Here is a 13,898-nt window from a genome sequence, read left to right as displayed (position 1 = left end):
GTGTGCCGCTTGCTGGAATCCATTTTTTCATCAGCACAAGGAAAGGCATGAACACATATCGAATCGCCGTCGTGGTCGGCAGCCTGCGCAAGAACTCCTACAACAGGCAGTTGGCCGACACGGTCGCCGCGATGGCGACCGGCACGCTGCGTTTCCAGCGCGTACGCATCGACGATCTGCCGCTTTACAACCAGGATGAAGACGAGAACCAGGCCGAAGCCGTGCAGCGCATGAAGCGCGAAATATGCGCGGCGGACGGCGTGCTGTTCGTCACGCCGGAGTACAACCGCTCGATTCCCGGCGTACTGAAGAACGCCATAGATCACGGCTCGCGTCCGTTCGGCGACAGCGCCTGGGAAGGAAAGCCGGCCGGCATCTTGGGCGCCAGCCCGGGCGCCATGGGTTCGGCGCTGTCGCAGCAGCATTTACGCAATGTGCTGGCTTCGCTCGACATGCCGACCCTGGCGCAGCCCGAAGCCTATGTGCAGGTACGGGAAGGGGTGTTCGATAACAAAGGCGGCGTAAGCGACGAGCCCTTGCGCGTCTTCCTGCAAGAATGGCTCGACCGCTACGCCGCCTGGGTGGCGAGATTCGCCGGTTCGAAAGCTTAGCCGGAGACCTTGAGCGAGCCTTTCATGACCGCCCAGTGGCCCGGGAAGGAGCAGAAGTAGGCGTAGTCTTCACCGGCGTTGAGCTTGCTGACGTCGAAGGTGACCGAAGTTTCTTCGCCGCCGCCGATCAGGTCGGTGTGGGCGAGGATGCGGTCGTCGTCGGGCTTGAGATAGTCGTTGTCGGCGCCCGCCGCCATGCCGTCGGTGGCGGTGGCCTGCATGTCGGCCTGCTTGGTCAGCACCCAGTTGTGGCCCATGGCGGCCTTGGGCAGCTTGCCGACGTGCTTGAGATGAACCGTGTATTTTTCGCAGGATTTGTCGACCGTGATTTCCTTGACGTTGAACTGCATCGCGTCGTTGCCTTCGATGGTGGTTTCGCATTCGGCGGCCATGGCGGGCAGGGCGGCGGCGGACAGTAGGGCGGCAAGGGCGAGTTTGGCGAACATATCAGGCTCCGTTGAACAGTGAAAAACCGGGCGGCTCGGCGTTTGCGGATGCAATGGCCGAAGCTCGACCCTACCCATTCTACTCTCACCCTCCCGAAGCTCCATTGACCCTGATCAAACAGGATGTAAAAAGCCCGCCTCGAAGAGGCGGGCTCAGGCAAGGACCCGTTGGAAAAGCCCTTGTATGCGCGCCGTCCCGGCGCGCTTGCCGTTGATGCCGGCTTATTGCTTTTTGTTCGTGACTGCGTCCATATCGACGAGCGACCAGTCGCCGTCCTTGACGGTGATGAGCACGCGTGCGCGCTCGTCCATGCCGAAGTGGTCGGTGGGCGTCATGTTGTATACGCCATGGGTGGTGACCACTTCTTTGGAGTTTTCGATGGCGTCGCGCAGGGCGGCGCGGAACTCGGGCGTGCCGGGCTTGGCGGCCTTGAGCGCCACGGGCACGGCGTTCTGGAACAGCAGGAATGCGTCATAGAACTGGGCGCCGAAAGCGGAAAGCGAACCTTTGCCGTATTTGGCTTCGTAGCGTTCGGTATAGTCCAGGCCCAGTTTCTTGGAGGGGTTGCTGTCGGGAAGCTGGTCGGCCACGACGACCGGGCCCACCGGCATGATGGTGCCTTCGACGGCCTTGCCGCCGACGCGCATGAATTCTTTGGTGGCCGTGCCGTGGGTCTGGTAGATCTGGCCCTTGAAGCCGCGGTCTTGCAGGGTGACCTGCGGCAGCACGGACGGAGTGCCCGAAGCCACCACCAGCACGGCGTCGGGCTTGGCGGCGACGATCTTGACGGCCTGCCCGGTGACGCTGGTGTCGTTGCGATTGAAGCGCTCGACGGCCGTGAGCTTGATGCCCGCGGCTTCGGTGGCTTTCTTCATGGCGGTGAGCCAGCTTTCGCCATAAGCGTCGGTGTAGCCGATGAAGCCCAGGGTTTTCACGCCGGTGGCCTTCATGTGCGAGATCAGGCCGTCGGCCATCACGTCGTAGTGCTGGGGCGCGCGGAACACCCATTTGTTCTTGTCTTCGGGCAGTTCGACGGGCGCGATCGTGATCTGCGGGGTCTGGGATTCGTTGGCGACTTCGGCCATGGCGGCGCTGGGCGGCGTGGCGGAGGAACCCAGCAGGATGTCGACCTTGTCTTCGGCGACCAGCTTGCGTGCATTGCGGCCGGCCTGGGTGGCGTCGGTGGCGTCGTCCAGGACGATGTAGTTGACTTTTTCACCCTCGATGGTGTCGGGCAGCAGAGGCACCGTGTTCTTTTCGGGAATGCCCAGCGCGGCGGCCGGACCCGTCGAGGACAAGGATATGCCCACGTTGATGTCGGCGTGCGCCGGCGCGGCAGCCACCGCCATCGAGCCAGCGGCAATGGCCGCCGCGAGCGTCAACTTTTTATTCATGCTTCCTCCTGGTTTGCAACTTGTGGCCTTCTGGCCTGAATATGGCGCCCGCCCGACTTGAATTCCGGACGCCAGCAGCGACTCTACGCTGTTAAAAATAGGCGGTCAAGAATTTTGGTTACAACTTCGGGTTAACCATCGGAGTTCAGGGGTGGCAGGCGGGAAAAGCCAGCAGGGGCAGACCCGTGACAAATGTGGCGCCCAGGGCGGACGCATCGATCAGAAAGGCGGCGCGCCACATGAAGCGCGCCCGGACGCGGCAGTCGCCATCATGGCGCAGAAGCCTCAATCGCCCGCCGCTGCGCCAGGCCAGGGCCGCGCCCGCCGCCATATGCACCGCCCACAGGACCACCAGCGCGGCGGTCACGGTGGCGGGCTGGATGGACGAGGGAACATAGACGCAGCCCAGGGCATGGCCGGCATACAGCACGACGAAGGCCGAGGCCCAGACGATGAAGCCGGCAATGGCGCGCCACACGCCGGGCGAGGAAGACGATGCATTCCAGCCGCGCATGCCCGAGCCCTTCATGGCGAGCCCCGCATTAAGAGCATCAGGGCCAGCAGCCCCAGCCCGCTGAGTCCCGTATAGCCCGTCCACAGCGACGCGATGCGCAATTCTTCGTCGCACACCGCGTGGCTGTGCCGGACGCGCCGGCACAAACCGTACAGGGACATGATGAGGGCCGCGCCGAGGTGCACCCCCATGTAGATCAGCACCACCAGCATCAACGCCAGATAGGCATGCTGACTGGGCGATCCCACTTGCCGGACGAGCAGTACCACGGCCGCCAGCGCCACGGCGGCGCAGACGGCGGCGGCCGCCTCCAGGCCGATCGCCCGGCTGGCGGCGGGCCGGGCAAGCGCGGTGGCGAGCAGGCCGGCCAATGCCGCAGCCAGTATGCCCGCAAGCCAGGGAGCCGGTTCCAGCCAGTGCGGCGGCGGCCAATTGGGCGCGTACAGGTTCAGGAACAGGCAGCCGAAGATCAGAGAGGCCAACAGCGTGGCGTCGGCCGCCAGAGCACAGGCCATGCCCCACCAGCCGGGCGATCCCCTGGCGGCCCAATGCCCCGGCAGGTCGATGCCCGGGCTCGCATCGACGCGGGGCGGACGGCCCTTGGGGGCCAGCTGCCATGCCCAGCAGGCGAAGAGCAGGACGGTGACGGCCGCGCCGGCCAGGGCGACGGCGTAACCCTTGAAAAGCAATGCCAGAAAGAACACCGCGGTGGCGATGCCGCAATACAGAGGCATCCAGGTAGGCCCCGGCAGATGGATCACGCTGCGCGGCTCGCCGGTGATGACGTCCACGCTGAGAGTTTGCCGGGTGGGCGGCGGGCAGGCGGCCAGCCACATGCGGCCTTCTTCGATGTCGTCGTTCAGTTCCGGCTCGTCCCACAGGGGATAACGGCCGCGTATCTCGGGAATGCTTGCGAAGTTGTACGAAGGCGGGGGCATGGGCATGGCCCATTCCAGGGTGCCGGCGCGCCAGGGATTGTGACGCGCGGGATCGCCTTTGCGCGCATGCAGGACGATGTCGAGCAGGAAGATGCCGAAGCCGATCGCTTGGATGAACCCGCCCAGGCTGCTGAGCAGATTGAGCGTGTCCCAGCCCGAATCCTCGGCATAGGCGAAGATGCGGCGCGGCATGCCCAGCAAGCCGGTCAGGTGCATGGGCAGAAAGGTAAGATTGAAGCCCGCGAACACGAACCAGAAGGCCGTGGACCCCAGACGCGCGGACGGCATGCGTCCCGACAGATGCGGCATCCAGTAGTAGGTGGCCGCCATCAGCGGAAACACGGCGCCGCCGATGAGCACATAGTGCATGTGGGCCACGATGAAGTGGGTGTCGTGCACCTGTACGTTGAAGGGTATGAGCGCCACCATCACGCCCGTCAGGCCGCCCAGCACGAAGATCACCAGAAAGCCGCCCAGATAAAGCATGGGCAGGCGCAGGCGCACGCTGCCCGACCACAGGGTGGCGATCCAGGCGAAGAACTGGATTGCGGTGGGCACGGCCACCAGCATGCTGGCCGCCGAAAAGAAGGCCAGGCTCAATTGCGGGATGCCCACGGTGAACATGTGGTGCACCCATAGCCCGAAACTGAGAAAGCCCATGGCCACCACGCCGTTCACCACCCAGGCGTGGCCGACGATCGGATGCCGCGCGAAAGTGGGAATCATCGTGGACACCAGCCCCGCCGCGGGAAGAAAGATGATGTAGACCTCCGGGTGTCCGAACATCCAGAACAGGTGCTGCCAGAGAAGATTGTCGCCGCCGAGCTCCACGGTGAAGAAGGGCAGGCCGAATGCGCGCTCGAGTTCGAGCAGGATGCTGCCCAGAATCAGCGGCGGAAACCCGACCAGGATCATGCCCGCCGTCACCAGCATGTACCAGGCGAATAGCGGCATGCGCGCCAGGCTCATGCCGGGGGCCCGCATCTTGAGTATGGTGGCGATCAGCTCGACGGCGCCGCATAGTGCGGAAATCTCCGCGAAAGTGATGCCTATCAGCCAGATGTCGCTGTTGATGCCGGGCGTGTATTGCCTGCCGGACAGCGGCGTGTACATGAACCAGCCGCTGGAAGGCGCCAGCCCCAGCGCCATGCCCGCCATCAGGATGAGCCCGCCGAACAGATAGCACCACCAGGCATAGGCGCCCAAGCGCGGAAACGCCAGGTCGCGGGCGCCCAGCATCTTGGGCAGCAGGTAGAAGGCGAAGCCTTCGAGCATCGGAATGGCGAACAGGAACATCATCACCGTGCCGTGCATGGTGAAGATCTGGCTGTACAGTTCGCTGTCCAGAAAGCCGCTGTGCGAAGTCGCCAGCTGGGCCCGGATCAGCATGGCCAGCACGCCGCCCACCAGAAAGAAACACAAGGCGGCGACCATGAACCGGCGGCCCATGGCCGTGTGGTTGACTGCCGACCAGCCGCGCCAACCCTGCGGCGACCGCCAATGCTCATCGAGGGCGCGATGCAAGGCGGCGTTGTCGGGGGCTTCCCTCATGGCGACCCCTGGCTGTGGGTGGGCAGCGAGTCAAGCACCCGGGAAAGCTCCGCCTCGTTATGCGCCACCACCTGAAAAGGCATTGCCGCGTGTCCGATGCCGCAGTACTCGGCGCACTGGCCCTGATAGACGCCTGCCTCCTCGGCGGTATAGACGAGCTTGTTGAGCCGGCCCGGAATGGCGTCCATCTTGCCGCCCAGCCTGGGCACCCAGAAACCGTGTATGACGTCCGATGCACCGAGCTCGATCAATACCGGCACGCCGCGCGGCACGTGCAGGACGTTGGCCGAATAACGCGCCGCGCCGGGCGCATCGGGGTAGCGCACTTCCCACCACCAGCGATGGCCGGTCACCTGCACCCGGTATGCGGGCTCGCCCTGCGCGGGCGCGGCAAGATAGGCGTAGGCCAGCAAGGCCGCCATGACGCTCAGGGGAAACAGGACGCCGCCGCCCAGCAGCAGCCACAAGGGCCGGCGTCCCGGCCGGCCGCTCGAACGCGCGCGGATGGCCAGAAACACCAGGGCCAGCATCATCAACAGGACCGACAGGCTGCCCCAGGCCATGGCTTGCCACACATCGGCAACATGACCCGCCTGCTCGCTGGCAGGATTCAGGGCGGATAGGGGGGTGCGGTCGCAGCCAGCCAGGACTGCCGCCGGCGCGGCGAGCCATACATGCCGGCAAAGGGAAGAGCGCCCGCGCGGCGGCGATCCACCATGGCGGCCCCGAAAAGGCAAGCGTTGACGAAATAACGAGGGCCGATGAAGGTATGCTGTTTGCTGGCGTCGCCTGACCAGGGGACGAAGGAAACGAACCATGAGACTTTTTTTTCGGCGCAAGCCAGAGCAAACACATACCGCGGTGGCGCTGGGCAGCCATCCGCTGCACCCCATGGTGGTGCCTTTTCCCATTGCTTTCCTGATCACGGCGCTGGCCACGGACCTGGCCTTTCTAGTAACGCTGGACGAGTTCTGGGCTCGCCTTTCCCTCTGGCTGCTGGGCGCGGGAACCTTCATGGGCGTGGCCGCGGGCATGATCGGCGCGGCCGAAATGCTCATCATCGGCTCCATCCGCCGGCGCGCGGCGGCCTGGAGCCATTTCGTGGTGGCGGTGATGCTGCTGTCGGTCGCTTTTCTGAACTGGTTCATGCGGCTGTCCGATCCGGTTTCAGCCCTGTATCCGTGGGGCATCGGCATGTCCTTTCTGGGCTTCCTGCTGGTCTCGGCGGCCGGATGGCTCGGCGGCAAGCTGGTGTTCGAGGAGCGTGTCGGCGTGAAAGAAGCGTAAGCGCGGCTGTGGTTCGAACTCCAGGCGCGGCTTGGCCAGCACTAGCCACAGTACACATGGAAAGAGAATGATGGGCAAGGCGATGCGCATGACTCGCACGAGCGCATTCGCCCGCTCGGCGGTATGGCTCTGTTTGGCCAGGATGACGCCGCAGCGCGCATGGATGATGGCGAGCGCGGCAACGAAAAGCAGCTTCAGCGCGAACCACGGGGCCGTGACTTCGCGCAGCGGTATCAGGGCCGTGCCGCTGATGATGGCCAGAAGGGCGAAGGGCGACGCGATCCAGACATAAAGGTTGCGCACCATGCCGTGCAGGCGCAGGTACGTCGGGTTGGACAACCTCGGATTATGGCCGGCCATCAGGATGGGCAGGTAGATCAAGGAGGCGCTCCAGAAAATAATCGCTATGACGTGCACGCCCTTCAACCAGGTCATCTGTTCTCCATCCTCCCCGCCGCTTTTTTGTCTTAGGCGCCGCAGGGCTTTTTTCGCCCGCTCGGTGCGCCGTCTCGTCGCACGCCAGCAAGAGATGTTCCCATCCCCTCGGATCACAGCGGCCACATAGCGAATGTACAGCAGGCACCGGAGCAAAGCGCCGCCTTCGAGGCATGACGCTTGCTGTCCCGCGGGCTCGTTCGACGGGGAAAAACTCATGACTAAAACAGATCGGGATGCCGGCCCCTATGCCGGCGATCATCAAGACAAGGCGAGTCCCTACGAGGGCTCGGCGGGCGGCTGGGGGTCGGTGCGCGCATTGACCGACATCTTCGCCAGGACCGGGGCGGCAACGGCGGCGGCCACGGTGCTGCCGCGGCAGAACAAAACGGGCGGCGTCGCATGTGTAAGCTGTGCTTGGGCCAAGCCGGCCGACTCGCACACCTTCGAGTTCTGCGAGAACGGGGCCAAGGCCACTGCGTGGGAAGGCACCTCGCACAAGATCGACGCCGGCTTCTTCGCCGATCACTCGGTGGCGGCATTGCGCCGATGGAGCGATCATCAGCTGGAAAACAAGGGCAGGCTGGTGGAGCCCATGGCCTGGGATCCCGAATCGGACCGTTACCGGCCCATTCCATGGGAGCAGGCCTTTGCCGAGATCGGCGCGCATCTCGGCCGCCTGGAGCCGGATTCGGTCATCTTCTACACATCGGGACGCGCCTCGCTCGAGGCATCCTATATGTACCAGCTGATGGCGCGCATCTATGGGACGAACAATCTGCCCGACAGCTCCAATATGTGCCACGAGTCGACCTCGGTGGGCCTGAAGGAAACCATAGGACTGGGCGTGGGCAGCGTGCGGCTCGAGGATTTCCGCCAGACTCACGCCATTTTCTTCTTTGGCCAGAACGTCGGCAGCAACAGTCCTCGCATGCTGCATGAGCTGCAGGCGGCAAGCGAAAGAGGCGTGCCCATCGTCACTTTCAATCCGTTGCGCGAACGTGGGCTCGAACTGTTCCGCAATCCGCAGCGGCCCACGCAGATGCTTGGGGCCGAAAGCACGCCGGTCAGCTCCCATTATCACCAGTTGCGGTTGGGCGGCGACATTGCCGCCGTCACGGGGCTGTGCAAGGCCTTGCTTCAACGCCACGACGTCCGGGCGGGCGACGGCTCGGCCACACCAGTGCTGGACACCGACTTCATCGAGCGGCACACCAGCGGCTTCGAGGCATTTGCGCACTACCTGCGCGATACGAAGTGGCCGGATATCGAGCGACACAGCGGCCTGACGCGCGCCGCGCTGGAGGACGCCGCCCTGATCTACGAGAAAGCGGACAGCGTGCTGCTGGTGTACGGCATGGGCCTGACCCAGCATGTGGGCGGAGTGGACAACGTGCGCATGCTGGTCAATCTCGCCCTGATGCGCGGCAACATCGGCAAGGCCGGCGCCGGCATCTGCCCGGTGCGCGGACATTCCAACGTCCAGGGCCAGCGCAGCGTCGGCATTACCGAGAAACCCGAACTGGCCCCGCTGGACCGGCTCGAACAACTGTATGAATTCCAGGCTCCGCGGCAGAAGGGGCGCGACACCGTGGGCGTGTGTGAAGGCGTCATCGACGGTTCCGTGCGTGGCTTCGTCGGGCTGGGCGGCAACTTCGTGCGCGCTGCGCCCGACACCCAGGCGCTGGAGGCGGCATGGCCGGCGCTGGACCTGACCGTACACATCACCACGACACTGAACCGCAGCCACCTGTTCCCCGGCAAGGCATCCTACCTGCTGCCTTGCCTGGGCCGCACCGAAATCGACGAACAGCGCAACGTCCCGCAAGCCGTTTCAATCGAGGACAGCACCTCCTGCGTACACGGTTCGCGGGGGCGCAAGGCGCCGGCGGATCAGCGGCTGATGTCCGAAGTCGCCATCATCGCCCACATCGCCCTGGCCGTGGGACGGCTGTCCCATGCCAAGGTGCCATGGCTCGAATGGACGCAGGACTATGCCCGCGTGCGCGACGCCATCGAAGCCACCTATCCACAGCGTTTCTCCCGCTTCAATGACAGACTGTGGGAACCGGGCGGCTTTCCGCTGACGAATGGCCCGCGCGAGCGGATATGGCATACCGACTCGGGCAGGGCGCAGTTCACGGTGCCCGCCAATCTGACCGCGCTGCGGCCGGAGAGCCTGGACGAAGAAGGCGTCATGCAGCTCATGACGCTGCGCAGCAACGATCAGTTCAATACCACCATCTATGGATATGAAGATCGCTTCCGCGGCGTCTCCGGAACCAGGCAGGTGGTGTTCATGAACCGGGCCGACATGGAAAGACTGGGCCTTGCCGAAGGCGACAGCGTCGCGCTGCGTACAGCGGCGGACGACGGCGCCGAACGCCGCGTAGGCGAATTGAAGGTGGTGCCTTATGACATACCCGAGGGTTGTTGCGCCGCCTACTATCCCGAATGCAATGTATTGCTGCCGGTATGGCATCACGCCCACGCCAGTCGCGTGCCCGCGGGCAAGTCCATTCCGGTGAGGGTGGTGCAGCAGGCCGGCGCTTTATAAGAAGAAGAGCCGTCGGGGGTGTGCGGCGCCGCGTCATCGCGGCGCCGTGTGCGCTGCACCAAAATTTTAACTATCTCCGCCCAAAGGAAATCTGTTACGATTTTCAGCGTTTTGAACGGCGACTCACGAGTTGTGCCGCGACGCCGCCAAGTACTGGAGAATAATTTTGAAGAAGACAGTTCCAGCCCTATGCGCGGCAGGTTTGGCCGCGCTCGCTCTTGCCGGGTGCAATAGCGGAGGAGGAGGGGGTTCCAGCAACGACACCGCCGCCGGGCCAAACATTCTGTTCGTCATCATGGACGACGTCGGCATCGATCAGATGAAGGTCTTTGGCTATGGGGGGCAAATGTTCCCCATACTGCCCAACATAAACGCCGTGGCCCATGCCGGCGTACGCTTTCGCAATACCTGGTCCATGCCCGAATGCTCTCCGGGCCGAGCGGCCATGTTCGTGGGCCGGTATCCGCTTCGCACCGGCATCAACCAGGCGATCGGCCCCAATGACCTGGCCACGGCCCACCTGTCGCCCTACGACGTTACCGCGCCCAAGCTGCTCAAGCGGGCGGGCTATGAAAGCGGCATGTTCGGCAAGTTCCACCTGGGCGGCCCCGAAAACAACCAGGCGGAAAATTCCATGCCCAGCGTGCTCGGATGGGATTATTTCTACGGCTGGGTGGGCGGGCTGCCCGGCTCCAACGACAGCACCGCCGGCGGTTACGCCACAGAAGGCACGTATATGTGCGGCTTCGTTCCCGGCGCCAAGCAACAGGGCGGGGCCGACACCGGCGCCTGCTATCAGCCTGATGGAAGCTGCAAAGTCATTACCAGCAATCCGCTTCTTGAAGACGCGGCGGGCCTGCAATGCATCGCATCCGGCGGGGTCTTCGATCCCGAAACCACGTGCGGTACGCCTACCTTCACGCCCAACTTCAACAAAGAGAACGCCTACTACGTTTCGCCTCTGGTCATCATCGAAAACGGCGAGACCGAAAAAGTGGATCTGGCGGACCCGCGCGCCCGCGGCTACCGCACCACCATCGAGACCGACGCCGCCATCGAGTGGATCAATGCACGCCCCGCCAATAAGCCCTGGATGGCCACGGTGAGCTACAGCGCCGCCCACACGCCTTGGCAGCAGCCTCCCAAGAGCCTGGTGCCGCTGGCTCCCAGCGGCATGAGTCCGCTCGACGCGCTTAGCTGCACCAACGGCGACAGCGACAGCCCATTGGGCGTGCGTGTCATTCAAGACCGCATGATCGAAGCCATGGACACCGAATTCGGCCGCCTGCTGGTCGAGACCGGCATTGCCAAATATAACGACGACGGCAGCCTTGACTACGATCCCAAGGCGAGCAATACCGTCATCGTCATCGTCGGCGACAACGGCTCTCTGGCCACCGCCGTCAAGCTGCCTTTCGACCCCAGCCGGGCCAAGGGCAGCGCCTACCAGACCGGGGTATGGGACCCGCTCATCATCGCCGGACCGCAAGTGGTACAGCCCGATCGCGAAGTCGATCATATGGTCAATATGGTGGATCTGTTCCAGTTCTTCGGCGAACTGGCCGGCCTCGATGCGCATAAAGAAGTGCCCCATACCATCGATTCGGTCGGCATCCTGCCTTACCTCACCGATCCGGGACAGAGCAGCCTGCGCACCATCAACTTCACCATGGGAGGCTTGAACGAGCAGGCCAACGGCGGCCGAAACGGCCCTTGCGTGATGACCACCGCGTGCACCGTCATTCCCACCTCCAAGAGCGTGTGCGAAGACAATCTCGGCGTGTATTGGGGAGCCGGATATACCAGCGACCTCGTGATTCCCACCAATCCTCCGGGCGCCGGCTACGCAACATGCGCCGACGTCAACCAGGCGCTGTACGAGGACGGTCAGCCGATGTTGTCGCTGGTGCCTGAATCCACAGTGGCCATCCGCAACGACCGCTACAAGCTGGTGGTCAATTCCAGCGTCGACTTTGACCCGGCTTCGGGCGAACACAAGGAGATGGCCACGGAAGAACTGTTCGAAATCAATCAGGCCGCGCCCGTACCGTTGCTCGATACGGCGGACCGCAACCTGCTGCCCACGTCCGACCCACAATTGGAAGCCATCCGCAAAGACTTGCGCGCCAAGCTTGACGACATACTGGCCTCCAACCCGCCGTGCCCGGGCGACGGCAACATCGATAGGGTCGTCAATGCCGAAGACCTGAGCAACTGGCGCGAGATCGCCCACGACTGGGGCTTGTCCAGCGTCTATGACTTCCTGACGCCGGAGTTCCGCGACGGAAAAACCGACAACAAGGACGAAGCAGTCATACAGGCCAATCTGGGCAAGACCTGCGAACGCACTTATGCGCTCTACTAACGCGCCACGCCGGAAATGGCTGGTGGCGGGCGCCGCCGCGTTGGGCGCCATCGCGGCGGGGACCGCGGTGGCATTGGCCTGGTACAAGCCTTCGCCCCAGGCGCCGGCCGAGCCCGTCGTCGTCCTGGGCGACGGCGTCACCACGCCCCGGGACATGGCCTGGATACCCCCGGGCACATTCCAGATGGGCAGCGACAGCAAGCTGGCCCAGCCCAACGAACAACCGGCCCATGCGGTGCGAGTGGGGGGATTCTGGATGGACGTCACCCACGTCACCAACGATGAATTCGCCGAGTTCGTGCGCCAGACCGGCTATGTGACGACCGCCGAGAAAAAGCCCGACTGGGAGACCATACGCGTGCAGCTTCCGCCCGGCGTTCCGCAGCCGCCCGACGAGGTGCTGGTGCCCGGCGCCATGGTGTTCGTGGGCACCAGCGGTCCGGTCGACCTGCGCGATTATTCACAATGGTGGCGCTATGTGCCGGGCGCCGACTGGCGCCATCCGCAAGGCCCGGGCAGTTCCATCGAAGGCAAGGGCGACCACCCCGTCGTGCAGGTCAGCTACGAAGACGTGCAGGCCTACGCCAAATGGGCCGGCAAGCGCCTGCCCACTGAAGCCGAATGGGAGTACGCCGCGCGCGGCGGACTGGAGCAGGCCACCTATGTCTGGGGCGATGAGCTGTCTCCCGACGGCAAGCCGATGGCCAACTATTGGGACACCCGGCAGCAGGGCGCCTTTCCCGTGGTCAGCCCCAAGGCGGGCGGCGCCGAGGGCACGCTGCCCGCCGGAACCTTCCCGCCCAACGGCTATGGCCTGTACGACATGACGGGCAACGCCTGGCAGTGGGTGGCCGACTGGTACGGCGCCGACTATTTCAGCAAGCAGGCGGCGGCCAAAAAAACCATCGACAATCCGCAGGGCCCGGTCCGGTCCTTCGATCCGTCCGACCCGGGCGTGCCGGCGCATGCGCCCAAGCGGGTCATACGCGGCGGTTCGTTCCTGTGCAATGAAAGCTACTGCCTGTCGTACCGGCCCAGCGCGCGGCGCGGTTCCGACCCGTACAGCCCCATGTCGCACGTGGGGTTCCGCCTGGTCAAGGACGCGCCGGGGCCGGCATGACCGCCATGTGGGCGCCCTGGGACATCGGCACAGCAGCCGCCTTGCTGATCGCGGCGGTCTTCGCCCTGGCGCTTTGCGTGCCGCTCAGCCGGGTCGCTTATCGGCTGCCCCGCGCGCTGGACCCCGGCATGCCCGCCGAGGCGTCGGCCCCGCACCGGTTCTATCGCGCCGTATTCTGGCTGGCGGGCCCGCTGCTGGCGTTGTGCTGCGTCTGGCGTTTCGGCGCCACGCCGGCCGCGGTGGCCGCCGTCGTCTGTGTCGTGGCGCTATTGGCCCTGGCCTGGATAGATGCCGAAACCGGTTTTTTGCCCGACCTGCTGACCTTGCCCTTGCTGTGGCTGGGCCTGCTCGTCAATCTCGGCGGCACCTTTTCGCCCCTGGCCGGGGCGGTGGTGGGCGCCGCGGGCGGCTATATGGCTTTGTGGCTGATCTGCGGCGCCTTTCTGCTGCTGACCGGACGGCAGGGCATGGGGAACGGCGACTTCAAGCTGCTGGCGGCCCTGGGCGCCTGGCTGGGCTGGATGGCGCTGCCCTGGATACTTCTGGCCGCTTCGCTGCTGGCGCTGGCGGTCGTTCTCGCACGCCGCTTGGCGGGGCGCATTCAAGCAGGGGAGCCGTTCAGCTTCGGCCCCTATCTGGCTCTCGTCGGCATCGCGGCATTGCTGCGGCTATAGGCGCG

12 protein-coding genes are annotated in these 13,898 nt (G+C 64.6%); 6 read left to right on the top strand and 6 right to left on the bottom strand.

Going from position 1 to position 13,898, the window contains the following annotated elements; translation table 11 throughout:
• Positions 1-47 precede the first annotated feature (47 nt).
• Positions 48-611: an NADPH-dependent FMN reductase gene (locus tag CSC67_RS18345; RefSeq protein WP_118995909.1), complete on the top strand. Its 564-nt coding sequence runs from the start codon at positions 48-50 to the stop codon at positions 609-611.
• Here the strand turns inward: CSC67_RS18345 and azu are convergent.
• The 5 genes from azu to CSC67_RS21400 all read right to left on the bottom strand — a co-directional run bounded on the left by azu (position 608) and on the right by CSC67_RS21400 (position 6,018).
• A complete protein-coding gene (gene azu, locus CSC67_RS18340; protein WP_118995908.1) occupies positions 608-1,057 on the bottom strand; it encodes an azurin in 450 nt (149 codons plus the stop codon). The genes CSC67_RS18345 and azu overlap by 4 nt on opposite strands.
• Positions 1,058-1,279: 222 nt before the next feature.
• Positions 1,280-2,452 (bottom strand): ABC transporter substrate-binding protein, encoded by a 1,173-nt coding sequence (locus tag CSC67_RS18335; protein ID WP_118995907.1) that lies wholly within the window; start codon positions 2,450-2,452, stop codon positions 1,280-1,282.
• A gap of 145 nt (positions 2,453-2,597) precedes the next feature.
• Positions 2,598-2,981 carry a hypothetical protein gene (locus CSC67_RS18330; protein ID WP_118995906.1) on the bottom strand — a complete coding sequence of 128 codons (384 nt, stop codon included), beginning with the start codon at positions 2,979-2,981 and terminating at the stop codon, positions 2,598-2,600.
• Complete coding sequence (gene ctaD, locus CSC67_RS18325) at positions 2,978-5,455, bottom strand: cytochrome c oxidase subunit I (RefSeq protein WP_118995905.1); 2,478 nt, start codon at positions 5,453-5,455, stop codon at positions 2,978-2,980. Before ctaD ends, CSC67_RS18330 begins: the two co-directional genes overlap by 4 nt.
• Entirely contained in the window at positions 5,452-6,018 is a 567-nt protein-coding gene (locus tag CSC67_RS21400) for a cupredoxin domain-containing protein (RefSeq protein WP_167752960.1), read from the bottom strand. The genes ctaD and CSC67_RS21400 overlap by 4 nt, the downstream gene beginning before the upstream one ends.
• 253 nt (positions 6,019-6,271) lie before the next feature.
• On the opposite strand from CSC67_RS21400, the gene CSC67_RS18315 reads away from it, so the two are divergent.
• Positions 6,272-6,742 carry a DUF2231 domain-containing protein gene (locus CSC67_RS18315; RefSeq protein WP_118995903.1) on the top strand — a complete coding sequence of 157 codons (471 nt, stop codon included), beginning with the start codon at positions 6,272-6,274 and terminating at the stop codon, positions 6,740-6,742.
• Here the strand turns inward: CSC67_RS18315 and CSC67_RS18310 are convergent.
• Positions 6,623-7,177, bottom strand: coding sequence for a CopD family protein (locus tag CSC67_RS18310; protein WP_167752959.1), 555 nt, complete (start codon positions 7,175-7,177; stop codon positions 6,623-6,625). The genes CSC67_RS18315 and CSC67_RS18310 overlap by 120 nt on opposite strands.
• A gap of 217 nt (positions 7,178-7,394) precedes the next feature.
• Between CSC67_RS18310 and CSC67_RS18305 the strand changes: the two genes are divergently transcribed.
• The 4 genes from CSC67_RS18305 to CSC67_RS18290 all read left to right on the top strand — a co-directional run bounded on the left by CSC67_RS18305 (position 7,395) and on the right by CSC67_RS18290 (position 13,893).
• Positions 7,395-9,734, top strand: a complete 2,340-nt coding sequence (locus tag CSC67_RS18305; RefSeq protein WP_118995901.1) for an FdhF/YdeP family oxidoreductase — start codon at positions 7,395-7,397, stop codon at positions 9,732-9,734.
• Between the two features lie 166 nt (positions 9,735-9,900).
• Entirely contained in the window at positions 9,901-12,099 is a 2,199-nt protein-coding gene (locus tag CSC67_RS18300) for a sulfatase-like hydrolase/transferase (protein WP_118995900.1), read from the top strand.
• Positions 12,086-13,219: a formylglycine-generating enzyme family protein gene (locus CSC67_RS18295; RefSeq protein WP_118995899.1), complete on the top strand. Its 1,134-nt coding sequence runs from the start codon at positions 12,086-12,088 to the stop codon at positions 13,217-13,219. Before CSC67_RS18300 ends, CSC67_RS18295 begins: the two co-directional genes overlap by 14 nt.
• Positions 13,216-13,893 carry a prepilin peptidase gene (locus CSC67_RS18290; RefSeq protein ID WP_118995898.1) on the top strand — a complete coding sequence of 226 codons (678 nt, stop codon included), beginning with the start codon at positions 13,216-13,218 and terminating at the stop codon, positions 13,891-13,893. The genes CSC67_RS18295 and CSC67_RS18290 overlap by 4 nt, the downstream gene beginning before the upstream one ends.
• Positions 13,894-13,898: the final 5 nt, after the last annotated feature.

Origin of the sequence: Pusillimonas caeni, assembly GCF_003545815.1 — a bacterium.
GTDB classification, from domain to species: Bacteria; Pseudomonadota; Gammaproteobacteria; order Burkholderiales; family Burkholderiaceae_B; genus Pusillimonas; species Pusillimonas caeni.
This window is presented reverse-complemented; position numbering and strand designations above follow the sequence as displayed.